Annotated in this window: 20 protein-coding genes, 1 rRNA gene and 1 other annotated feature; of the genes, 3 read left to right on the forward strand and 18 right to left on the reverse strand. The window is 66.0% G+C overall.

Features of this window, described 5'->3' with window-relative positions; all coding sequences use genetic code 11:
* Positions 1-86: 86 nt before the first annotated feature.
* From NFR41_RS06375 to lysA, 4 genes are read right to left on the reverse strand one after another with little or no spacing between them, the layout of a single operon-like run.
* Positions 87-515: a YbjN domain-containing protein gene (locus tag NFR41_RS06375; RefSeq protein ID WP_160214159.1), complete on the reverse strand. Its 429-nt coding sequence runs from the start codon at positions 513-515 to the stop codon at positions 87-89.
* A 55-nt stretch (positions 516-570) separates the two neighbouring features.
* Positions 571-1,254, reverse strand: a complete 684-nt coding sequence (gene pyrE / locus NFR41_RS06380; protein WP_160214210.1) for an orotate phosphoribosyltransferase — start codon at positions 1,252-1,254, stop codon at positions 571-573.
* A 30-nt stretch (positions 1,255-1,284) separates the two neighbouring features.
* Positions 1,285-2,568, reverse strand: a complete 1,284-nt coding sequence (locus NFR41_RS06385; protein WP_251231169.1) for a homoserine dehydrogenase — start codon at positions 2,566-2,568, stop codon at positions 1,285-1,287.
* Positions 2,569-2,577: 9 nt separating this feature from the next.
* Entirely contained in the window at positions 2,578-3,933 is a 1,356-nt protein-coding gene (gene lysA, locus NFR41_RS06390) for a diaminopimelate decarboxylase (protein ID WP_251231170.1), read from the reverse strand.
* 190 nt (positions 3,934-4,123) lie between these two features.
* Here lysA and NFR41_RS06395 point away from each other — a divergent pair, with 190 nt between their 5' ends.
* Positions 4,124-4,522, forward strand: a complete 399-nt coding sequence (locus tag NFR41_RS06395; protein ID WP_251231171.1) for a molybdenum cofactor biosynthesis protein MoaE — start codon at positions 4,124-4,126, stop codon at positions 4,520-4,522.
* A gap of 41 nt (positions 4,523-4,563) precedes the next feature.
* Here the strand turns inward: NFR41_RS06395 and NFR41_RS06400 are convergent, their stop codons facing one another.
* Together NFR41_RS06400 and NFR41_RS06405 are read right to left on the reverse strand one after the other, a co-directional pair.
* Positions 4,564-7,131 carry an ATP-binding protein gene (locus NFR41_RS06400; protein WP_251231172.1) on the reverse strand — a complete coding sequence of 856 codons (2,568 nt, stop codon included), beginning with the start codon at positions 7,129-7,131 and terminating at the stop codon, positions 4,564-4,566.
* Positions 7,132-7,179: 48 nt separating this feature from the next.
* The gene (locus tag NFR41_RS06405) at positions 7,180-7,998 is read right to left on the reverse strand and encodes a hypothetical protein (protein ID WP_160214154.1); all 819 of its coding nucleotides are present in this window, start codon (positions 7,996-7,998) and stop codon (positions 7,180-7,182) included.
* Between NFR41_RS06405 and NFR41_RS10505 the strand changes: the two genes are divergently transcribed.
* On the forward strand, positions 7,997-8,131 hold the full coding sequence (locus tag NFR41_RS10505) for a hypothetical protein (RefSeq protein ID WP_285833858.1): 135 nt from the start codon (positions 7,997-7,999) through the stop codon (positions 8,129-8,131). The two genes, NFR41_RS06405 and NFR41_RS10505, sit on opposite strands and share 2 nt — an antisense overlap.
* Before the next feature lie 128 nt (positions 8,132-8,259).
* Entirely contained in the window at positions 8,260-8,634 is a 375-nt protein-coding gene (locus tag NFR41_RS06410) for a NifB/NifX family molybdenum-iron cluster-binding protein (RefSeq protein ID WP_251231173.1), read from the forward strand.
* A 116-nt stretch (positions 8,635-8,750) separates the two neighbouring features.
* Here NFR41_RS06410 and NFR41_RS06415 read toward each other — a convergent pair whose 3' ends face one another.
* From NFR41_RS06415 to rrf, 12 genes are all read right to left on the reverse strand, one after another.
* Positions 8,751-10,196: an Mbeg1-like protein gene (locus NFR41_RS06415; protein ID WP_251231174.1), complete on the reverse strand. Its 1,446-nt coding sequence runs from the start codon at positions 10,194-10,196 to the stop codon at positions 8,751-8,753.
* A gap of 746 nt (positions 10,197-10,942) precedes the next feature.
* Positions 10,943-11,608, reverse strand: a complete 666-nt coding sequence (locus tag NFR41_RS06420; RefSeq protein ID WP_251231175.1) for a PDDEXK family nuclease — start codon at positions 11,606-11,608, stop codon at positions 10,943-10,945.
* 405 nt (positions 11,609-12,013) lie between these two features.
* Positions 12,014-13,189: a 3-isopropylmalate dehydrogenase gene (gene leuB / locus NFR41_RS06425; RefSeq protein WP_251231176.1), complete on the reverse strand. Its 1,176-nt coding sequence runs from the start codon at positions 13,187-13,189 to the stop codon at positions 12,014-12,016.
* 49 nt (positions 13,190-13,238) lie between these two features.
* The gene (locus NFR41_RS06430) at positions 13,239-13,736 is read right to left on the reverse strand and encodes a 3-isopropylmalate dehydratase small subunit (protein ID WP_160214149.1); all 498 of its coding nucleotides are present in this window, start codon (positions 13,734-13,736) and stop codon (positions 13,239-13,241) included.
* A gap of 49 nt (positions 13,737-13,785) precedes the next feature.
* Positions 13,786-15,063, reverse strand: coding sequence for a 3-isopropylmalate dehydratase large subunit (gene leuC, locus NFR41_RS06435; protein ID WP_251231177.1), 1,278 nt, complete (start codon positions 15,061-15,063; stop codon positions 13,786-13,788).
* A gap of 102 nt (positions 15,064-15,165) precedes the next feature.
* On the reverse strand, positions 15,166-16,068 hold the full coding sequence (locus tag NFR41_RS06440) for a peptidoglycan-binding domain-containing protein (RefSeq protein ID WP_251231178.1): 903 nt from the start codon (positions 16,066-16,068) through the stop codon (positions 15,166-15,168).
* Between the two features lie 134 nt (positions 16,069-16,202).
* Complete coding sequence (gene rplL, locus NFR41_RS06445) at positions 16,203-16,583, reverse strand: 50S ribosomal protein L7/L12 (RefSeq protein WP_160214146.1); 381 nt, start codon at positions 16,581-16,583, stop codon at positions 16,203-16,205.
* 103 nt (positions 16,584-16,686) lie between these two features.
* Positions 16,687-17,208: a 50S ribosomal protein L10 gene (gene rplJ / locus NFR41_RS06450; protein ID WP_251231179.1), complete on the reverse strand. Its 522-nt coding sequence runs from the start codon at positions 17,206-17,208 to the stop codon at positions 16,687-16,689.
* Between the two features lie 59 nt (positions 17,209-17,267).
* Positions 17,268-17,406 (reverse strand) — a sequence feature (ribosomal protein L10 leader region).
* A gap of 133 nt (positions 17,407-17,539) precedes the next feature.
* Positions 17,540-19,567 (reverse strand): Tat pathway signal sequence, encoded by a 2,028-nt coding sequence (locus NFR41_RS06455; protein ID WP_251231180.1) that lies wholly within the window; start codon positions 19,565-19,567, stop codon positions 17,540-17,542.
* Between the two features lie 168 nt (positions 19,568-19,735).
* On the reverse strand, positions 19,736-22,399 hold the full coding sequence (acnA, locus tag NFR41_RS06460; protein WP_251231181.1) for an aconitate hydratase AcnA: 2,664 nt from the start codon (positions 22,397-22,399) through the stop codon (positions 19,736-19,738).
* Positions 22,400-22,469: 70 nt separating this feature from the next.
* Complete coding sequence (locus NFR41_RS06465; protein WP_251231182.1) at positions 22,470-23,066, reverse strand: HEAT repeat domain-containing protein; 597 nt, start codon at positions 23,064-23,066, stop codon at positions 22,470-22,472.
* A gap of 216 nt (positions 23,067-23,282) precedes the next feature.
* Positions 23,283-23,397, reverse strand: a 5S ribosomal RNA gene (gene rrf, locus NFR41_RS06470).
* Positions 23,398-23,502 lie beyond the last annotated feature (105 nt).

The raw sequence follows: 23,502 nt of genomic DNA on the forward strand, positions 1-23,502 counted from the left end.
CTAGCGCCCCCGCATCGCCGCACATCCTTCACGCGGCGGTTTCGACGAACCTTAAGCCCGCCCTTAAGATTTGGCCGCGGTCCCGCCTAGGCCCACAGCTGCTTCATCATGTCTGGATAGGCCTCGTCGGCGATGTTGAGCAGCCGCAGGCTCAGCTCGAAGCACACGTCGGCCGCCGTGGTCTCGGTCAGCACCGCGTCGCACTGCAGCACCACGTCGTTGTCGCTGTCCGTGTAGAAGCGCGCCCAACGGAAGCGCGCGTTCAGGGAATTGGCCAGCGACCAGACACCCTCCAACTTGTTCTCCGGCACCCGCACCTGGGGCAGCGCCCGGATGGCGCAGGACTCGCCGTCGCCGTCCAAGATGACGTAGATCTCGATGGTGGGGGCGTTCTCGGCGTTCCAGGACATCTGCACCAGCACGTCGCCGTCCTGCAGGTCGTTGGTCTGGTACTTGATCTCCTTCTCGTCCAGAAGGTCGCAGAACAGCTGCGCGTTGGAAGCTCCCGATGCCATGATGGCTCCTTTCGTAGGTTCCCTGTCCGTCCGCCGGCGCCCGGGCCGGCCCTCCCTAGGCTTTGACGCCGTACACGTCGTAGTACTCGTCGATGGCCGCCTTCGCGCGATCGTCGATGACCACGCGGCCCGCCACCTCCCGACCATGCAGGTACTCTACCACTTCCGCCATGGTCACGATGGACGTCACGGGGAAACCATAGCGCTGCTGCACCTCCTGCTGGGCCGTCACCTGGCCGCCTTTGCCCACTTCCATGCGGTTCAGCGACACCACCAGGCCCGCCACCTCCACGTCGGCCGCCGCCTTCAGCAGCGGGTAGGTTTCGTCGATGGACTTGCCCGAGGTGGTCACGTCCTCCACCATGACCACGCGGTCGCCGTCGCGAAGGCTGGCCCCCAGGAATCCGCCGGCGTCGGCGCCGTGGTCCTTCGCCTCCTTGCGGTTGCTGCAGTAGCGCACCTGCTTGCCGTAGAGCTCGCTTATGCCCATGGCGGTCACCACCGACAGGGGGATGCCCTTGTAGGCAGGGCCGAAGACCACGTCGAAGTCAAGCCCGAAGGCCTCGTTGATGGCCTGGGCGTAGTACAGGCCCAGGCGGTGCAGCTGCTCGCCGGTGGTGTAGGCGCCGGCGTTCATGAAGAAGGGCGAGGTGCGCCCGCTCTTCAGCGTGAACGAGCCGAACTTCAGCACGTCTGATTCCACCATGAAGTCGATGAACTCCTGCTTGTAAGCCGGCAGACCCATGTTCGTCCTCTCCCCCGATTCCTTCTAATCTTCCACGCGAATGACGCTGGGCTCGGCATGGAGCACGTTTTCCAGCTGCGCGATGCGGGCCAGCGCCGCGCGGATGCTGCTCTCCTTCGCCGTGTGGGTCACGTAGGCCAGTGTCACGACCCCTCCCGACTTCTGCCCGCGCTGGATGACGCTGCGCACCGACACGTCGTAATCCGCGAACACCTGGGCCATGGCCGCCAGCACGCCGGGGCGGTCGTCCACCACGAAGCGGATGTAGTACTTCGTTGCCAGGTCGGTCACGGGCACGATGGGCAGCTCCTGGGCGCAGGTGCAGCCCACCAGAACAGGCGCCTTCACCTGGATGCGGCGAGCGGCCTCCAGCACGTCGCCCATGACGGCGCTGGCCGTGGGGGCGGCACCGGCGCCCGGGCCGGTGAACATCACCTGCCCCACCGCATCGCCCTCCACGTACACGGCGTTCATGACGCCGTGTACGGTGGCCAGCTGATGGTTCAAGGGGATCATGGTGGGATGCACGCGCACGTCGATGCCGTCCTCGCAACGGTGGGCGATAGCCAGCAGCTTCACCGCGTAGCCCATGTCCCGGGCTGCGTCCAGGTCTTCCGGCGCTATGTTGGTGATGCCTTCGGTGTACACGTCGTCCAAGGTCACGCGCGAGTTGAAGGCGATGGAGGCCAGGATTGCCGTCTTGGCGGCCGCATCCAGCCCGTCCACGTCGGCCGACGGGTCGGCCTCGGCGAAACCGGCCGCCTGGGCGTCGGCGAGCACGTCGGCGTAGGCGGCGCCATCGGCAGCCATGCGGGTGAGCATGTAGTTGGTGGTGCCGTTCACGATGCCCATGACCGATTGCACCTCGTTGGCCAAAAGCGAATGCTTCAGCGGGCCTATGACGGGGATGCCGCCGCCCACGCTGGCTTCGAACAGCACCTCGGCGCCATGGGCCGCAGCCGCCTCCATGACCTCCTGGCCGCGCGTGGACATGAGCGCCTTGTTGGCGGTGACCACGGTCTTGCCGGCGGCCAGGGCCGCAAGCACCACCTCGGCCGCAACGCCGGTGCCGCCCACGAGCTCCACCACGATGTCCACGTCGTCGGCTTCGGCCACCTCGCGCCACCGGTCGGTGTAGATCGCCTCGAGCCCGCGCTCCGCCGCCTGCACCGGACGACGAGAGCACACGCGGACCAGCTCCACGTCTATCCCCAGAAGCCGCCGGTAGTCGTCGCCGTTTTTCGCCAGCAAATCAAGGCAGCCGCATCCCACGGTGCCGGTTCCTACCAATCCTATGCGTACCGCCATGGGCGCTCCTTACAGGTCCCGACCGTACAGGTCGTCGTAGGTTTCGCGGCGCGTCGTCACCCGCGCCGTCCCGTCCTTCACGAACACGATGGCCGGGCGGGGCTGGCCGTTGTAGTTGCTGGACATGGTATAGCAGTAGGCGCCCGTGCCGAACACCGCCACCACGTCGTCGATGTCGGGATGCTGCAGCGGCATGTCGACCACCACCGCATCCCCGCTCTCGCAGTGCTTTCCGCACAGCGTCACGATCTCGCTGCGGGGCTGGCCCGCCTTGTTGGCGATGGTGGGCTCGTAGTTGGCGTGGTAGAGCGCCGTGCGCACGTTGTCGGACATGCCGCCGTCCACCGCCACGTACTTGCGCACGTTCGGCAGCGTCTTCAGGATGCCCACGGTGTACAGGGTAAGACCCGCCGTGGCCACCAGGCTGCGGCCCGGCTCCACCGAAAGGCGCGGCAGCGGAAGGCCGTAGCGCTCGCAGCTGCTCTTCACCGCGTCCACGGTCACCTGCGCGAAGTCGTCGATGGTGGAGGGCTTGTCGTCGGCGAAGTAGGCAATGCCCAGCCCGCCGCCCATGTCCAGCTCCCCAAGCACCACGCCGTAGACGTCGCGGATGCGGGCCATGAGGCCCACCATGACCTCCACGGCCTCGCCGAAGGAGTGCAGAGCGAAAATCTGCGAGCCGATATGGCAATGAAGGCCCACCAGCTCCACGGAAGGCGCCTCCAGGGCGTCCCTCACGCAACGGAAGGCGAAGTCCTCCAGCATGGTGAACCCGAACTTCGAATCCTCGCAGCCGGTGCGGATGTACTCGTGGGTGTCGGCCTCCACGCCGGGGGTTATGCGCATGTAGACCTTCTGGGTGACGCCTAGCTCCGAAGCGATCTGCGACACGCGGGCAAGCTCGATGCGGCTGTCCACCACGATGCGGCCCACGCCTGCGGCGATGGCCTCGCGAAGCTCCTGGGGCGTCTTGTTGTTGCCGTGCACGAACACGCGCTCGGCGGGAAAGCCCGCAGCCAGGGCACAGGCAAGCTCGCCGCCGCCCGACACGTCCAGGCACAGCCCCTCGTCGGCCACGATGCGCGCCGCCTCCTTGTTCAGGAATGCCTTGCTGGCGTAGATAACGTCGGAGTTCTCGTAGCGGGTGCGGAAGGCGCGCAGGTACTCCTCCATGCGCGCGCGCATGTCGGCCTCGTCCATCACGTAGAGCGCCGTTCCCTCGCGATGCGCCAGCTCCACCATGTCCACGCCGCCCACAAACAAGCGGTCGTCGCGCACCTCGGCCGTCAACGGCAGCACCGCCCCCAGCTCCATCGTGGTGCGATAATCCGGTTCCTTCGTCTTGTCCGATGCGGGTAAAGCCATGGACGTCCTCTCTTCTCGGAATGGCGCGCCGAACGCATTCTGCGAATTCTAGCAGCAATCCCCGCAGATGCGCCCGGGCAACCGGCAATACGCAGACAATGCGCTACAATAGGCCCCCGCCTGCGCCGCGCGCGCAGCACCGTCCGTCAAGGGCGCCCGCTTGGATGCGGCGTCCGGAAAAGGAGCAGCCATGGCAGTTCAGGAACCCTCCATCGACCAATGGCTCAAAGAAGCCAAGGCCGATCCGGCCGCAGCCCAGTGCGGCATGTTCCTCACCCATAACGGCGTCGTGCGTCAAACGGCGAAGGCCCAGGTGCGCGAAGGGGCCGAAGGCATCCCTCCGGTGGAGTTCGTCGAGTTTAGCTACGACAGCGCCGGCGTGGATGCGGCCGTGGCCGAGGCGCTCACCTGGCCCGGCGTCCACTACGTGCGCGTCTGGCTCAACGAGGGTCGCCTGGCGGTGGGAGACTCCATCATGTACGTGCTCATCGGCGCCGACATCCGCCCGCGCTGCATCGACGCCCTGCAGAAGCTCGTGGGCAAGATCAAGAACGACCTGGTGGTGGAAAAGGAAATCTACCAGGCGTAACGTTCGGGCGCCCGCAGGCTGCGCCGAACGGCGGGCGCGCCCTACCCCATCAGCTCAGTCAGGGCAGACAGCACCTTCTTCATATCTATGGGCTTGGAGAGGTGCATGTCCATGCCCGCGTCCATGGACTTCGCCACGTCCTCGGAGAACGCGTTGGCCGACATGGCGATGATGGGCACGCTTTCAGCATCGTCCTTGCCGCTCCGGCGGATCTGCCGGGTGGCCTCGTAGCCGCCCATCACAGGCATCTGGATATCCATGAGGATGGCGTCGTAGGTGCCGGCGGGCTTTTCGCGGAACAGGTCCACGGCCTGCTGCCCGTCCCCGGCTAGCTCCACCGCCAAGCCCGCCTGGCCGAGCAGCGTGGAGGCTATCTCGGCGTTCAGGTCGTTATCCTCCACCACCAGCACGCGCTTGCCCTCCAGGGGCTGCGCCGTAACCTCGAAGGAGGGGGCTTTGCGGTCCTCGTCGGCGCGGCAGCGGCGGGGCGCATCCTTCAGCGGCAGCTTCACGGTGAACACGGTTCCCGCATCCACCTGAGACCGCACCTCCACCGACCCGCCCATCATCGAAGCGATGTTGCGCACGATGGGCATCCCCAGCCCCGTGCCCTGCTCGTGGGAGCGACCCTCCATGGCGAAGGGCTCGAACACCCGGTCCAGGAACTCCGGCTCCATGCCGATGCCGTTGTCGCTGATGATAAACGTCACGTCGTGGTAGCCGCGCGTCGACGAGAGCTCGATGCGCGTCTCCAGCGTCACGATGCCCGCCGGATGCGTGTACTTGGACGAGTTCGACAGCAGGTTCAGCAGCAGCTGTCTGATGCGGGCCTCGTCGCCCAGGTACGACGCGTCGCCGAGCGCCTCGTCGAACAGGCGCCTATCCCGGAACAGCTGGTTTCTCCGGTCGCACTGGCCCTTAATGATGGAGCAGACCCCGTCGAGCAGACGAGAGAGCTTGAAGGGTTCCGAAACCAGCGTCATCGACCCCGACTCTATCTTCGAAATGTCAAGGACGTCGTTTATGATGCCGAGCAGATGGTTCGACGCCGCGTCCATCTGGTCTAGGCCGTGCTCGATGGCAGCCGGGTCGTTCACGCAGCCCCTCATAACCTGGAGCATGCCCAGGATGCCGTTCATAGGCGTGCGTATTTCATGGCTCATGCGGGAGAGGAAGACCGATTTGGCGCTGTTGGCCGCTTCGGCCGCCAGCATCGCCTCCCGCATGGACTGCTGGGTCGACTTCTCGGCCGTGGCGTCGCGCAGCACCACCAGCAGCTGCTGCTTGCCCTTGAACCGCAACGGCGAAACCGAGTAGGACACCCAACGCCTGGACGAATCCGCAACGCTGAACAGGGAGAACTCACCGCGCTCGTCGCCCTTGATCAAATCGCGACGCAGGCGGTCGAACAAGTCGCGCCCCTCCTCGGAAAGCTGCACGCCCGCCAGTGTCCCTTTCGGAGCCACCAGCTCGGCGAACGCGTAACCGATGATGCCCTTCGCCTTGGCCACGATGGGAGTGGTCTCGCCATCGGAGGGACAGTACAGGTTCACGGCCATGTTCACGCTGTTGGATAGCGCCTGATACAGCTGAGCAGTAGCCTCGAGGTTGCGTGAGTCGATATGTCTGCGGTAGGCCGACAGGCCCAGGGCCGTCACGATGGCCAAGCATATCAGAACCACTACGGCCCCCGCGAACAACGTCCCATTGACCAGCGATTCCTCCGAGCGGACCTCGGTCTCGGCAACCATGGTGCCCACGTACCAACGGCCCGTTCCCGCAGGCACCAAGCACGCATAGGTGGGCTCGCCTGCAATCTCGGCCGCGAAGAAGCACGTCTGGCGCCGCGCGATGCCCTCCTCGAGCGCCTGCACGCTGTCCCCCACCCGCGTGATGTTGAGCGTGCTGGCGGTGGTAGTGTCGTCGAGCGCTTCCCTGATAGGCGCTGAATTATCCCGCAGGAATTGGAACAGCGAGTCGCCCGTCCTCAGAATACCCCCGAAACCATCGCCGCCGTAGCTGAGCACCTCCCCGCTTCCGGCGTCGACGAGCACCATGGTTCCCGGATCGGCATAGGATTTGCGCATCGACGATATGTCGAACAGGCCGAAAGGAATCTCCACGTACAGCGCCCCCACCTGCTCCCCGTCGATGTACAGCGGCTTCTGCGCCATACGGGCGTACTCGCCGCGGCTGCTCTCGTAGGTGGGAGAGTACGACTCCTCCCCCCGAGAAAGCGCCGTCTCCTCCACAGGAAGGCTCTCCGTCGAAAACGGCTCGCCGGCAGCCCGAATGCCCCGGCCGTCCATGGCCGCGAACGCCACGAACGAAAATCCCATGCGGTCCTTCAGCGCCTCCAGGGCCGGCAGCACCGTCCGGGGGTCGCCGCTTTGCACCGTGAACGCGCCGAGGGCGTCCTGTATCGCGTACATGCGGGTCCGGACAGTCTCCGCCACCTGCTCGGTGAACAGCACCACCTGACGTTCCGCATTGTTGGACAAGCGACCGTTCACCAGCGACGTCATGTACAGCACCGCCGCCAAGCTCGCCACTATGACCAGGGCGGCCACGGCGGCCGTGAGCGTGCTGTTGATACGTGAGCGGGTCATGGTGCGATCGTCGTGCTATCCGAAAGTGCTTGCGGCGTGCGCCCGTGTCTAGCGAAACGCGACCGTCGCGCTGTCGAAGGTCTTGCCGCTTCCGTCCTGATAGAATACCTCCCACAAAGTGTAATCCACATCGAACGCCGGCGGCACCACGGGCGCCACGCGCTCGCGCGCCTCTTCGCCCGCCAAAGCGACCAAATCCTCGGCCAGCGCGTCCAGCTTGCGCGCTTCGCCATCGGCTTGGGCCAGGTTGTACAGCTCGCGCGAGATCACGCTGCCGTTGTCCAGCGCCTGCGTCGCCTGTACATGGGCGCGCTCGTTGATGGCGTTGTCGGCGCTCGCCCGGCCGGCGTCGCGGGACTTATCGCCCTCGATGGCAGTTTCCAGCTGCTCGGCATAGCTTTCCCTCGAAGGAATGAACGCGCATTTCGCCTGGGGGCCGAACACGCCCTTCGACGCATCCAATCGGGCCTTGCACACCATGGCCGCCGCATCGTCGGGCAGCTGGGAGGATGCGTCGGTCTTGACGTTCACGAATATGCCGCCGTCGGCGACCACCTTCACCCACGACCACTCGTAGCCGGCATGCCCGGCCTCCCGAGCCATGCGGTGAGCATGGGCGATGGCCTGGTTCAGCGCCTCGAAGCGCTCGGCAAGCCATGGCTCCAGCTCGCCGTCGGCATCCTCCCCGGCACCTTCGACCACGACCACGATGGTGTTCTCGGCGAAGCGGGTGCGTCCCTCGTGGGTCTGCACCTTAACCGGAGCCAGCGGCTCGTAGGACTGCCTCACGAAGTCGACCGCGTCCCGGTCGTAGCGGCGTTCGTCCATATCCATCTCAAGCCGAAGCGAAAACGATGTGCTTGCCATGATGCCACGCTTCCTTTCTGCCTATCCTTGCAAAGGGGATGGAGAGCGGGCGCAGACCATCCGGCTGATTTCCAGTATTGCCAACCTAACCATTTCCGTCAACGAAAGCGGCGGCGGTGTGGGCAAGCTGTAACGAACCTGCTCCGACACCGTCGGCGACGCCTTCGTTCGCACCGCACATCGCGCTCGCTCGCCCCCGAACCGCTGCCAAGCGCCTATAATGGAGCCATGACGACCGCTGTTCGAGAGAAGGAGCACACTATGGCGCAATCTTTGAAGCTGGCCGTACCCACCATGGGCGAGGCCGGAATGGAATCGGAGCGTTCGGGCCATTTCGGCCGCTGCGACGTGTTCACCATCGTAGACATCGCCGACGGCCAGGTGACCGCCGTCGGCGAGATAGCCAACCCGCCCCACGAGGAAGGGGGCTGCTTGCGCCCGGTAGGGCTGCTGGCCGCCGAAGGGGTAAACGCAATCGTGGCTGCCGGCATGGGCATGCGCCCGATGATGGGCTTCAACCAAGCGGGCATCAAGGTTTTTTTCGACAACGTGCATCCCAAGGTGGCCGACGCCGTGGCCGCCGTTATTGCCGGAGAGGCCCCGGAAATGACCGCCGACCAGGCCTGCCACCACTAAAAGCCCGGGCGGCGAGCGCGCATCAAGGCCCCGGCTGCATGAGTCGCAGCCGGGGCCTTTCTCGTGCCGCACCCGGCAACCCGCCTTGACTCCGGACGTCCTGCGCCGGGGCGGTCTCAGGTTGCACCGCCCACCAATGCGTCGGGGTCCCCTTCGTCGTCGCGCTTGCGAAGGCCCACGGACACCGCAAAATCGCCCACCGCTCCCCGAGCTGCGATCTCAGCCAGCTTGGCCAGCGCCGCCACCAGCGTGTCCCGATGCGGCACGTCCATGGTGCGCGCGGCTTGGGCGATGTAGCCTATGGTCTTAACGCCGCCCATGAGCAGCTCGGTGGATTCGTGGGCACCGGAGGCCTCGATGGCCGCGAACAGCGACTCCACGATCTTGCGCGCCTCCTCGTCGGAGTACTGGTCCAGCCACACAGCCATGGACGCCGCAGAGGACAGCGCGCCATCGGCGAGCGACCCCGCGTCCACGAACACGCCGTCGCCTTCGGGGTTCACCTCCCAGGTATGCAGGCTGTGCTGCATGATGCCCACCCCCGTGGAATGCACCACGTGCAGTGGCACCAGCGTGTCCATGAGCAGCCCCACGGTGGACTCCTGGGGCGCCATGCGGTAGATGCGGTCGCGCAGCGCCTCCCAGCGCTCCTGCGTGATAGCGTCCCGCCTGAAACCGGGCGCATCGTGGGTGTACACGCGCAAGATCCGCCGCTGCACCTCGGGCGGCGCCATGAGCGCAGCGTAGAGCGCAAGGTTTCCGCCCTTGGAGTGGCCGCCCAGATAAAGCGGCTCATCCACCCGGCCGGCCACCGCAAGCAAGTAGGCCAGGGCCTGCTTTTGCGCCGGCACCGGGTAGTCGTAGATCATGTTGAAGTTCTCGCGCCAGCCGGTGATGGAGGTGTCCGTCCCCCGGAAGGCCAGGTAAGCGAATCGCCCCGGAACCACGTAGGTGACGGCGAAGAACTGGTTCTGGCGCTCCTCGTCGAAGACCGAAGCAGCATCCCTCAGCCGCACGGAGCGAAACCGCGGGCTGGCGGCCAGAGCGTACAGCGTCTCCTTGAGCTTGTCCGGCTGCAGCCCCTCGAACATGCCCGGGAAGCACTCCGCACGCAGCAGGTCGCGAAAGCCGGGCGCGTCGCCGTCGGTCAAGGCGCAGCCGTCCGCATCGTCAGCTTCGGCCCTACGCGGCAAACCACGACCGCGAAGCAACCCCAGCAGGCCCTTCGCCCCTCGACGGACCTTGGCAGCGTCAGCCCTGGCAGCATCGCCCCCAACGCCGACGCCATCCCCCTCCGGCAAGCAGCCCGCGCGCGTCGAGGTTGCATCCGCAATACCGACGACCTCTGCAGAATCCACAGCCGCATCCCCTGCGAAGCCGGCACCGTCGGCCGCCCCCGCAAAGGGCACGCCCGCCGCCTCAACCGCGTCGCCAGGAAGCATCGGCACGATGCCGCAGGGGTTCGCCATCGCGAGCTCGGCAAGGGCGGCCGAATCCACCGCACCGAAGGGCAGTTCGTCGAAGGAGCGCATCTCGGTTCCAAGGTATTCCACCAGATTCACAACCGAACTCACCCAACCTCTCGCGCGAAGACCCTGCCGTCCGTCCTTCCCCCATCATAGCGAAACCGAATCGACCATCCTGCTCCGCTCCCGGTTCGCAATCAAAGCGCTACCTGGTCAACAAAAGACATATCTTCCCGTTGCCCATCCCGCACCCGCCAGCCGGCCACTCATCCGCACGCCTACTCCCGCCGGCTGCACGCCACACGCCCCCGCCAGCCGGCCACCCATCCCGCACCCGCCAGCCGGCCACTCATTCGCACGGCCCCCTTCCCGCCGGCCCTCATCGCCTACCCTCCCCCGAAGCTCACTCCCCCTTTGCCATCGAGACCCCCGCGTAGGCACTTCTCGCCCAGAGCACCGCGCAATCGATCGTTCTGCCAAATAATCCGATTTCCAATAGGTCGCGAGACGTCAACCAGAGAACGACCATCACTGAACTGGTAAAACACCAGATACGAACCGGAGGGAACAGGCAACAACGATGAAAACCTATTGAAAATCGGATTATTTGGCAAGACGGGAAGAAAAAAGCGAGCTGGAATCAGGGCGAAGCGGGGAGTGGGAACGACACCAGTGTCGCAAAGCGAGGCCGAGGGACGAACGGCGAGCGGAAACGAGAGCGAGCAGCGGGCAGGGGCGAGGGCAGATGACGCGCAAGAGCCGATAGCGAGCAAAAAACGGAGGCCGAGGGCGCGACGGGCAACCCGAAAGGCTCGGGGGCGCAACTAACGCCGGAGGACGACTCACACAAGCGGCAGCTCGCCGGACATCAGCTTTCCGAGCAATTCCCTGCGCACCGAGAACGGCTTCACCCTCTCCCACCGCAGACGCATCCCCAGCATGCGGGCTATCTGCTCGGCAAGCCTGTCGAGCCGTTCGAGGGAAACGAAGTGCTCGCGAGTTGCGGCGAGCACGGTCCACCCGAGCTCCGAGAGGTCGTTGCTCCTGAAGGAATCCTTAGCGACCCTCTCCTGGCCCGCATGGAAACGCTCCCCGTTGTACTCCACGACCAGCCGCTGGTCAGGCCAGCACAGATCGGCAAACCTGGTGACCGGGGCGCCCAGCATGCTGCTGCGCGTGGTAATCGGGTAGTTGAGCTTAGGCGCAGGAAGGCCGTAGCCGCCTAGACGGATCGGCAGCGAGAGCGCTAGGGAAAGCACCGTCTCCATCAGGGAGTTCGAGTACTCGACCACACGGGCTGCAGCCCGCTTCGCCCGGCGGATGGAGGCGGAATCAGCGCACTGGCTGAGATGCCGAGCCAGGGAGCGCTTCGTCGCAATCGACAGCGGGCGCGACACGAAACGACTGCCTTCGGACCCGGCTGCATCAGGTATCGCCCGGCGATAGGCCGCGCAAAGTTCGCTTCCCAACAGCACGAGCCCCACCTCGTCAATCTTCGACGCCCTCATCGCGAACGTATGCTCGGGGGACGTTATGAACAGGTCCTCTCCTTCAACAAGGCGCATAAGTGAGCCGGACGGCAAGGTCCCCGTTACCACAACAAACGCCATCTTCCCACCCCTCGTGGCAGAGCGCCGGCACGCCCTGCACCAAACATCAGCGCCGTCTCCGCATCCCCGCACCGAACAGCCCCGCATCGTTCCGGAAACCCCGCGCCATTCCGAAAGCCCCCGCCGAATCGCGACGCAGTTCGTCGCCACATCACGGCTTGCTGCCAGACGCAAAAGGACCCCGCACTCATGTGCGGGGCCCGCTTTCACAATTGTTGACGGCAAAGCGACCTGGCCCGCTCCCTGAACCAGCGCAGCCCGCCCGAGCTCGCAAGCGCGCTCGGTCAAGCCGGCCCCGCCTGGCTAGTTCGCCCGCGTCACGTCCCAGTCCTCGGGATGGCGGCCGCCGATCTGCTCGGGCTTGCCGGAGGGTTGGATGCGCTCGACCACCAAATCGCCCATCATCACGGTGCCCACCACCTTGTCGGCAGGGGTATCCGGAGCCTTGATATCGCCGGTGCGCCAGCCCTCGTCGAGCACCTCGGCCACGGCACGCTTGACGTCGTCGGCCGCCTCGGTCATACCGAAGCTGTAGCGCAGCATCATCTCCACGGACAGGATCTGGGCCAGCGGGTTGGCGATGCCCTTGCCAGCGATGTCCGGGGCGCTGCCATGGCTCGGTTCGTAGAGCGCGGTGCCGTCGCCCAAGCTTGCGCTGGCAAGCATCCCCAGGCTGCCCGTGATCTGGGCTGCCTCGTCGGAGAGGATATCGCCGAACAGGTTCTCGGTCACCACCACGTCGAAGTCGGCAGGGCGGTTGATCAGCTGCATGGCCATGTTGTCCACCAGGATGTCCTCAAGCTGGACATCCGGGTAGTCCGCATCGTGCACCCGATGCACGACCTCGCGCCACAGGCGGCTGGACTCCAGCACGTTGGCCTTGTCCACGCTGGTCACCTTGTTGCGGCGCTTGCGGGCGGCCTCGAACGCCTGCCTCGCGATGCGGTCGATCTCGTACTCGCGGTACTCCATGGTGTCGTAGGCGCGCTGCCCCGGCGCTCCGTTCACACCCGAACCCGGCTCGTCGTAGAAGCGCTTGCGCTCGCCGAAGTACGCACCGCCGATCAGCTCGCGCACGATCATGAGGTCCACGCCGTCGATGATGGCGGGCTTGAGCGTGGAAGCGCCGGCCAGGGCGTTGAAGATCTGCACGGGGCGCAGGTTCGTGTACAGCCCCAGCGCCTTGCGGATGCCCAGCAGCCCCTGCTCGGGACGGGGCTTCTCCGGGTCGGTGGTGTCCCACTTCGGACCGCCCACCGCAGCCAGCAGCACCGCGTCGGCAGCCTGGGCAGCCGCGAGCGTCTCATCGGGAAACGCGCTGCCCGTCGCATCGATGGCGCAGCCGCCCAGCAGCGCCTCGGTGTAGTCGAAGGACACGCCGTACTTGCGGCCTACGGCGTCAAGCACCTTGCAGCCCTCGGCAATGATTTCCGGGCCGATCCCGTCGCCAGGCAGCAGGCAGATCTTGTAGCTTTTCATATGCGCCTCTCTCGTCATGTTCGCAGAACCGTCGCCGATCTCCGCAGGCCTAGGATCGTCCCAGCTTCTCCTTCGTGCGGTTGATAAGGCCGCCCGCCTCGATGATCTCGCGGATGAACGGCGGGAAGGGCTGGGCCTTGAAGGTCTGGCCGGTAGTCTCGTCCACGATGGTGCCCGTGTCGGCGTCCACCGAAACCACGTCGCCCTGCTTGATGGCGTCCACCGCTTCGGGACACTCCATGATGGGCAGGCCGGTGTTGATGGCGTTGCGGTAGAAGATGCGGGCGAAGCTCTTGGCGATCACCACGTCCACGCCCGCCGCCTTGATGCAGATGGGGGCATGCTCACGGGAGCTTCCGCAGCCGAAGTTCTCCTCGGCCACAATAATGTCGCCGGGCTTCACGTTGCCCACGAAGTTCACGTCCAGATCCTCCAGGCAGTGCTTGGCAAGCTCCGCCGGGTCGGAGGTGTTCAGGTAGCGGGCGGGAATGATGACGTCGGTATCGATGTCGCGTCCGTAGCGATGGGCGCATCCTTTGAATTCCATGGTAGTCCTTTCGGGAAGAGCGGATGGGGCGGCTGTGTCGCGAAGGGGCCTACTCGACCGCGGGCAAATCCTCGGGAAGGCCGATATGCCCCAGCACCGCGCTGGCGGCGGCCACGGCCGGGGAGGACAGGTACACTTCGGAGGTAGGGTCGCCCATGCGCCCGACGAAGTTGCGGTTCGTGGTGGCGATGGCGCGCTCGCCAGCCGCCAGGATGCCCATGTAGCCACCCAGGCACGGGCCGCACGTAGGGGTGGAGACGGCGCAGTTGGCGTCCAGGAAGATGTCGGTGAGCCCCTCCTCCATGCACTGGCGGTACACCTGCTGGGTGGCGGGGATGACGATGCAGCGGACGTTCGGGTTCACCTTGCGGCCCCGCAGCACTTCGGCCGCCTGGCGCATGTCGGTGATGCGTCCGTTGGTGCAGCTGCCGATGACCGCCTGGTCGATGGTCACGTCGCGCGCCTCCTCCACGGGACGGGTGTTGGAGGGCAGGTGCGGGAAGGCTACCGTGGGCTTGATGTCGGCAGCGTCGATGTCGAAGATCTGGGCGTAGACCGCGTCCGGGTCGGAATGGTACTCAACGTAGGGACGCTCCACGCGCCCGTCCATGTAGGCGCGGGTCACGTCGTCCACGGCGATGAGCCCCGCCTTGCCGCCCGCCTCGATGGCCATGTTCGAGATGGACATGCGCTCCTCCATGGGCATGGCCTCGATGGCACTGCCGGCGAACTCCATGGCCTGGTACAGCGCACCGTCCACGCCGATCATGCCGATAATGTGCAGGATGACGTCCTTGCCCGTAACCCCGGGGGCAAGCTGGCCGTTGATGCGGAACAGGATGGACTCGGGCACTTTGAACCATGCCTTGCCCGTAGCGTAGCCCACGCCGGCATCGGTGGAGCCCACGCCGGTGGCGAAGGCGCCCAGGGCCCCGTAGGTGCAAGTGTGGCTGTCGGCCCCGATGATGAGGTCGCCGGCGCTCACCACGCCCTGCTCGGGCAGCAGCGCATGCTCCACGCCCATGCAGCCTACCTCGTAGTAGTGGGTGATGCCCTGCTCGCGGGCGAAATCGCGCACGATCTTGGCCTGCTCGGCACTCTTGATGTCCTTGTTCGGCACGTAGTGGTCGGGGACCAGGGCGATCTTGGTCGGGTCGAACACCTTGCCCACCCCGATGTTCTTGAACTCGCGGATGGCGATGGGCGCCGTCACGTCGTTGGACAGGACCAGGTCCAGATCGCACTCGATCAGCTGCCCCGGCTCCACCTCGTCCAGATGGGCGTGGGCCGCCAGAATCTTCTCAGCCATGGTCATGGGACGTGCCATGCATGCTCCTTTACCTCGATAGCCGACAATAAGAAGGCAGGCGCCACCGAAAGCATGCGCCGAGCCTGGTTTCCCGAAGGATTCGTGCAGGGGATTCTACCATCAGGGAAGCGCTGTGCACAAAGCGTCGAGCAGGGTGATGGCGAAATGCTGGGCCGAGCGGTCGGGACCGGCCTCGCACCACACGGTACCGGGCAACTCGACGGCGATGCGGGAGGGGCTTGCCACGCCTGCGGCATCGATGGCCGCCTGCAACCGCACGGCCAGACTCTCCGCCGGGGCGAACAGCACGCGGGGGCAGCCCTCGGTAGCCTCCTCGGGGAGCACGATACGCACGAGCAGCATGTCGTCGTCGGGCTCCACCAGCAGCGACTCGGCGCTCATGATCTTCGACGCCGGGTTGGTGGCCAAGGCCAGGTTCGACATGCGGGAGGCGACGGAGCGGGTGAACTCGCTGGTTCCGAACAGGCACAGGGCATGGCGCTCCAGCACGTCGGCGGCTCGGGCGAACCCGGTGCGGGGAGCGGCATGGACCGGGCTCTTCCCCTCCCACGAATGATGGAGGTTGCGGATGGCGGCGAACGTGAACGCGCCGGCGATGCCGTCTGAGGGCAGGCCCATGTTCAGTTGGAACTTACGCAGCGCGCTCTCGGTGAAGGCGCCGAAGATCCCATCGTCCTCCCCGCAGAAGAAGCCCAGGGCGCCCAAAGCCTGCTGCAACTCCAGCACGTCGTGGCCGTGGAAGTAGGGCATGCGCAGGTACAGCGTGCGGTCACCCAGGCAAAACGAGGCGTCCACCAGGGCCGCCCACACCTTCTCGTCCACGCCCTGCGCGAAGGGAAGCCCCGACTGCTCGCAGAAGCGCCGAAGGGCAGCTTCGGTGTTGTCGCCGAAGACGCCGTCCACCTCGTCCTCCGGCAGAAGGCCCACGACGCACAACCGCTGCTGCACGTCTTCGACCGCAGAACCCGTGTCATGTTTGGAAATGATCATCATGGCTGCCATGGTATCACAACCGCACCACCGCGCTTAAGCCGCCCGCGCTCGTGCACAAACCCTCTAGGTACGAAAAAGGGCCCCGCGCACTGCGGGGCCCTGAGACGACCGTTCGGTCGGTGAAGCCGTTCGCCGAAGCGAAGTTACTTCACGGTGACGGCGGCACCGGCCTCTTCCAGCTTGGCCTTCAGCTCGTCGGCCTTCTCCTTGTTCACGCCCTCGGCGATGGGGGTGGGGGCACCCTCCACGGCCTCCTTGGCCTCCTTCAGGCCCAGGCCGGTGATCTCGCGGACAACCTTGATGACCTGGATCTTGTTGTCGCCGAAGCCCTCCAGGACCACGTCGAAGTCGGTCTTCTCCTCGGCAGCGCCAGCGCCACCCTCGGCAGGAGCGGCAACGGCCACGGCGGCCGGAGCGGCGGCGGACACGCCGAAGGTCTCCTCGATGTCCTTCACCAGCTGAGAAGCCTCGAGCAGGGACATTTCCTTCAAAGCCTCGATGATCTCTTCACGAGTAACAGCCATGATACTTTCCTTTCGGTCGACCGGCGCGAAACCGGTCTGGGGTTTCCTAGTTTCAAATAGGGCAGCCGCGCCCGGGACGGGTCAGGCTGCCAGCAAGCCGCCCTTAGGCAGCTTCCCTCTGCTGGGCCACAGCAGACACGGCGCGGGCCAAGCCGCTGGGCACGCCGTTGACGCACACGGCCAGGCCGCGGGCAACACCGGAGATGGCGCCGGCGATCTGAGCCATGAGCTGCTCGCGAGAGGGCAGGGAAGCGATAGCCTCCACCTCGGCTGCGTTGACAGCCTTGCCTTCCATGAGGCCACCCTTGATCTCAAGCTTCTGGTTCTCCTTGGCGAAGTTCTTCACCGCCTTGGCAGCGGCAGCCACATCCGCGCCGGCGAACACGAAGGCCGAGGGGCCTTCCAGCACGTCGCCGAGGGTGGGCAGCTCACTCTCCTCCAGGGCGATGCGCATGAGGGTGTTCTTGTACACCTTCATGACCGACCCTGACTCGCGCACCGCATGACGCAGCGCCTGCATCTCCTTGACCGTAAGGCCGCACGCATCGACGACCCACACGGCGGAAACACCGGAAAGGTCCTCCTTGATGCTGGACACGGTCTCTTGATTCTTCTGATTGGGCATGTTCTACACCTCCTTCTTCAAAAGCTCGGGTTCCGCTCCCGCGAAGGAGTGGTCGCCTGCCTTCGAAAAGGAAACGACCCTCGCCGTAAAGACAGCAAGGGTCGTCAAAGCGCGAACTTATCGGAACCACCTCGGCGGGCCGCTTGCGCGATTAAACCTTTCGGTGCCTGCTGTCTTTGGCAGCGGAACTGCGTACGTTGCACGCTGCCCCGAAGAGCAGCTCTACCAGTATAGGCGAACGAAGCAGTTTGTCAATCGCATCGCGGTCCGTCGCGAAACGCCCACAGTCGCCGCAAAGGCAGCAGGCCCCTCGCCGGACAAGCCCGCGCACCTAGGGGCGCGCCTGGGCGTCCTCGGGGCCGTTCACCGTGCCGGCGCCCTCCTGGGCGGCCTGCTGGCTGTTCTCCGCCTGGCCGGAAGCCTCGGGCGATGACGACGCGCCGCCCGGCACCGGGCTGCCCGAGCCGGCCGACGACGCGTCCCCGATGCTCTCCACGGGGATGGGCGAGCTGTCGGTTTCCAAGTAATTGAACTGGATGCGGTCGCCCACGCCGTAGCCCACAATGTCCAGCAGGCCCGGCAGCGCGAAGTCGTACAGACCATCGTCGCCGTCGATCTTCACGTAGAAGTGGGTGTTGCCCTCCAGTACCGCCTGGGACATGTGCACGATGGTGCCGCTGACGTGCTTGGTGTCCAGCACAATGCCATCGGTGGTGTCCACGCCGTTGGTGGCCAGCAGCTGCTCGTAGGACTTCTGGCAGTCCGCCACCGTGTCGCCGATGGCCACGTTCTGGTAGCGGCGGATGTCGATCATGGCGAACTTCTTCACCAGGCCGGCGGAGTCCTTCAGGGCCATGAAGTAGGTGGGCTGGTTCGCCACGTTGATGAGCAGCGGGAACGTAGCGGTGTAGCGCAGGTTCTGCACCTGGCCCTCGGCGCTTGCCATGGCCGAGTCCTCGGTGGCGCCCGGCACGGAGTAGTAGTGCGACTCGGCCGTGCGCTGGTTGATCAGCACGAAGCCCACGATGGAGTTGTCGGCCGTGGCGGAGGTGACGCCGGTGTAGACCCATACGTCGTCGTCCTTGGCGATGTAGTTGTAGCCCAGGCGCCCGTCAAGCCCGGGCGTGGTGCGCACTACGCCCTCCTGGCCCAGAAACGAGTTCAGCCAGCCGTTCTTGTACTTGCCCGACCAGTTGTACTGCTCGATGAGCAGCTCGGCGGGATACACCCTATCCACCCATTCGGGGCAGTCCTCGATGGCCAGATCCTGGCACTCGCCCGTGGTGGCGTCGCAGAGCACCACGCGGTCGATGGTGGTGCCGCCGAACAGCCCGATGGTGCGGGTCTGCACCGGGCAGATCCACCAGGGATGGCCGTTGTCGTCAATCTCGAAAGACTTCTCGTCGAACATATAGAAGGGGTACTTGAGCTGCACGTGGCGGTCGATGTTGCGCACAAGCGGCTCGGACTGCGAGTAATGGATGGGGCTGTCGCCCAAGCGCACGATCTCGGCGTCCTGGGTAGTCATATCCACCAGCGCGTAGGCGGGAATGCCCCCCTCGCGGTTCGTGAACCACTTGAACAGGTCTGCGTAGGCAAGCGGGCTCACGCGCACCGGATGGCCCTGGTAGTTAATCTGGCTGTAGAGCGTCGACACCTCGAACTGGCTCACGTACTCGGGAATGGAGCCCATCTCGCGGTTGCCCAGCAGAATGGCCGACGCGCGGTCGATCACGGGAATCTGGTCGTAGTCCACCTCCTGGATGTCCTCGGCGAAGTCCATGTCGGTGGTCTGCAACACGTTGGCGTAGCGGGCCGCATTGCCGGGGATGAAGGAGAACGAGACCACGGCGCCGACGACGCCCAGCAAGGCCACGGCCACGGGCACGTAGGACACCAGCTTGAAGGTCTTCGCCTTGCCGGCGTTGGGGCTTACCTTCGAGGTGCCCTGCTTGTAGTTGTGCGACTTCGTCTGGAAGAACACGAACAGCGGCAGCAAGATGAACACGGCCACGAACATCCAGGTATCGGTGCTGTGGATGTTGATCGGCGGATGGAACCACCAGTAGGCCGCCAGAGCCACCACGACCACCACAATGGCGGCGGCGACGAACATCTTCTTCGACCACGTGGCGAAGCGGTCGCCGAAGCTGAAATCGACATGGGGAGTCGGAGGCACGCCGCCTGCGCTCCTTCCGCCGCCGCGAGCCCCGCCAGAGAAGGGGCTGCCTCCCGGGGCTGCCGCCCCGCCAGCCCCGGCGCCGCCCGATCCGTCCGAGTCCGCGTCGAACCGGCCGTCGACGTTGATTCCCGACTGCTTGAGCGCCTCGATGAGCGCATCGAATCCTGATTGAGCCATCTTCCCTCGCTTACCGTGAGTTCCTTGCATTTGCTAAGCGCAAACTATACCCGAGCGGCCGGGCACCGTAGCACCCGGCCGCTCGATGTAAGCGCGTTTCCACAAGTTGCGGCCAGGGCTTAAGGGCCCTTCGCGGCCCAGGCAGCCAGAACCGCCCGAAAGGCCGGCCTACGACGCCAGCTGGCGCAGCACGTACTGGAGGATGCCCCCGTTCTCAAGGTACGCGCCCTCGGTCGGCGTATCCACGCGCACGGTCGCCTGGAACCGCACCGGCGCGCCGCCCGCGCGCTCGGCCGTCACCTCGACCACGGCAGGGCGCGGCAGGCCTTCGGAGAAATCGACGGGCTGCACCGTGTAGCGCTCGGTACCGTCCAGGCCCAGCGACTCGGCGCTCTGCCCTTCCAGGAACTGCAGCGGCAGCACGCCCATGCCGATGAGGTTGGAGCGATGGATGCGCTCGAAGCTCTCCGCGATGACCGCACGCACGCCCAGCAGGGCCGGCCCCTTGGCCGCCCAGTCGCGGGATGAGCCGCTTCCGTACATCTTCCCCGCCAGCACGATAAGCGGCGTCCCGTCAAAACCGTAGCGCTCGGCCACGTCGAACAGCGGCTCAACGTCGCCTCGAACCGGATCGAGCGTCCAACCGCCCTTGCGGCCGCCGGCCAGCTTGTTCAGCAGCTTCACGTTGGCGAACGTGCCGCGCATCATCACCTCGTGGTTGCCCCGACGGCTGCCGTAGGTGTTGAAGTCCGCATCTTCCACGGCAAAGGAGCGCAGGTAGCGCGCCGCCGGCGAGTCGGAGGCGATCGAGCCGGCCGGCGAGATATGGTCGGTGGTGATGAAGTCGCCGAAGAACCCGATGGCCGCCGCATCCTCCACGGGCTTTCCGGCCTCGGGCTGCAGCTCCATGCCCTCGAAGTACGGGGGGCGGCGCACGTAGGTGGAGCCCTCATCCCAGGCGAACGTGTCGCTGGGCTCACCGCCCAGATCTCGCCAAGCGGCGTCGCCTGCGTACAGGTCGGCCGTTCCCTCTCGGTACAGCCGAGGCGTCACCAGCTCGCTTACGAGCCTGTCCACCTCGTCCGCATCCGGCATGATGTCGCGCAGGTACACGGGATTGCCCTGCGAGTCGGCTCCAAGGGCATCGCGCTCCCAGTCGAAGTCCACAGTGCCCGCCAGAGCATAGGCCACCACCTGGGCCGGGGCCATCAGGTAGTTCTGCGACACGTCCGGGGAGATGCGCCCGTCGAAGTTGCGGTTGCCCGACAGCACGCTGGCAAGCTCTATGTCGTCGGCCACGCGGTGCATGGGCTCCATGAGCGGACCGGAGTTGCCGATACAGCTCATGCACCCGAATCCGCAGGTGAAAAAGCCCAGGCGCGCCAAGGAGTCCGACAGGCCCGCACGGTCGAGCAGCAGCTGCGTGGCGCGGCTGCCCGGCGCCAGGATGGTCTTCACCCACGGCTTGGACGAAAGGCCCGCCTCCACGGCGTTGCGGGCCAGAAGCCCGCATGCCAGCATCATGGCAGGGTCGGTGGCGGTGGTGCAGCTGGTAACAGCGGCGATGGCGATGGCACCATGGGCCAGCTCGTGCTGCATGCCGCCCACCTCCACGGTCGCCGAGCCGCCGTCGAGCCCGCGCTCGCGCGCCACCTCGCGAACGCGCTCGGCGGCGTCAGCCACGTCGAAGCGGTCGTGGGGGCGGGAGGGCCCGGCCATGGAGGGCCTGATCGCGGAAAGGTCGAGCTCCAGCACGTCGGCGTAGGCGCGCGACGAACCGTCGTCGCTTCCGTCCATCCAGAAGCCCTGGGCCTTCGCATAAGCCTCCACAAGCGCCACCTGCTCGTCGCTGCGCCCGGTCAGCCTCAGGTAGTCAAGGGTTCGCCCGTCCACGGGGAACAGCGTGCACGTGCTTCCGTACTCGGGGGTCATGTTGGAGATGCAGGCGCGCTGGGTCGCCGAGAGCGAAGCGGCACCGGGGCCGAAGCACTCGACGAAGCACCCCACCACGCCGCGCTCGCGCAACAACTGGGCCACGGTCAGAGACACGTCCATAGCTGCCACGCCCGGCTGCAGCGCACCGGTCATCCTGATGCCGATCACCTGGGGCACCAGCGTAGTGATAGGCTGCCCCAAAGCCGCAGCCTCCGCTTCGATGCCGCCCACGCCCCAGCCCAGCACGCCGATGCCGTTGGCCGTGGGGGTATGGGAGTCGGTGCCCACCAGCGTGTCGAAGTACGCCAGCGGCGTCTCGTCGGCAACCTCGCCCACCATGACCACCGAGGCGAACTGCTCGATGTTCAGCTGGTGGCAGATGCCCTGCCCCGGCGGGACGATGCGCACGTTCTGGAACGAGGCCTGGGCCCACTTCAGAAACTCGTAGCGCTCGGCGTTGCGCCCGTACTCAAGCGCCATGTTCTCGTCCATGCAGCCCGCGCAGCCGGCCGCATCGGCGATGACGGAGTGGTCGATGACCAGGTCGCAGGGAATCTGCGGGTTGATGCGCGCAGGATCGCCGCCCAGGGCCTCGCACGCCTCGCGCATAACGGCGAAGTCGACGAACACGGGCACGCCGGTGAAGTCCTGGAACAGCACGCGCGCGGGCATGAACTCCACCTCGTCGCCGCGTGCCCCCGCGCAGCCCGCGTCCACGATGCGCTGCGCCAGCCGCCGCGCCTCATCGGCATCCCCCACGTTGCGCAGCACGTTCTCCAGCAGCACCTTCAGCGAGAAGGGCAGCCGGTCGCTTCCCTCCATCTGCCCCACGGGCACGTAGCGGTAGTCCTTGCCGTCGACGGAAAGCAGCTCCTGGAAGGGGGCGACGCTGGTCATAAGGGTCTCCTCGGTACGATTCTGCACGGTTACAACAATGGCCGCAGGCGCTGCGGTGCGCAGCTCGGGGCTACTTGAGGTTGTCGATAATCTGCTGCGACTTGCGCTTCAGCGCCCCTTTGCCGTTCTCGGCATCGAACGCAACCCGCGCAGCGAGAGCGGCCGCCACTTCGGAGGAGAGCTTCCCCTCCGAGAACTCGACGACCGCGCTCAGCATGTTCTGGTACTCGTAGTCGCCGTGGTAGCACTGGATCGCCTCGTCGATCAGGGGCCACGCGCGATCGGAACGGCTCTCGGTGGTAGCGCCCAGCTTGCACAGAAAGCGCATGGCCGCAAGGCGCACCGGACCGCTGTCCTCGTCAAACAGGGCCGTCTCCGCCCCGGGAAGCGCCTTGTCGCACGACCTCGAATCCAGAGGGACCAGCAGCGTCAGCACGTCGAGGCACTCCCAGCGCGTCTGAGCTTCGGGCCTGTTGAGCGCGTCTACGAACGCGCTGACCGACGGAATCAGCCTTTCGGGGTCCTGCCTGGCGCACTCCGCCAATGCCGAAGCCGCGCTCTGCCGATCCCGGCGAGAGGGGCCCTCAAGGTGCGCGACAAGGGTTTCCAGGCGCTCGGCAGTCAACGGCTCGACGGATCCGGCCTTCGATTCGGTGTTCTCTGACATGGAAAAGATTCCTTCGCATCCATCGGCCACCACGCACGCGGCCGAATCACTTCGTTCGGAGAAGAGTATACCACTGCCGCGAAGCCCAAGCCCCGCATCATCCCCGCACGGCACCCGGGGTCGGCGGGCGCGGGCCTGCCGGCGGGAGGGCCCGCCCGCCCCCGGAAACGCCGAAGGGGCCCCGAGGGGCCCCTGCGTGCGAAAAAGCGCCCTCCGCGAGCGCGGCGCCCTACCCTCCCGCAGCCTTGCGCTGCAGTACTCTCGGCGATGGCGGGCTTAACTGCCGGGTTCGGGATGGGACCGGGTGATCCCCGCCTCCGTGGCCGCGCTCGCGGGGGGCGCTCCCCCGCGGCGGAGATGTTCCGCCGCCCGGGCCGCTCCGGGCGACCCTGGCGTCCGCATGGCGAAGACGACGCGACCGCCCCAGACTGGAGGC

Origin of the sequence: Adlercreutzia aquisgranensis, assembly GCF_943193145.1 — a bacterium.
GTDB lineage: Bacteria > Actinomycetota > Coriobacteriia > Coriobacteriales > Eggerthellaceae > Xiamenia > Xiamenia aquisgranensis.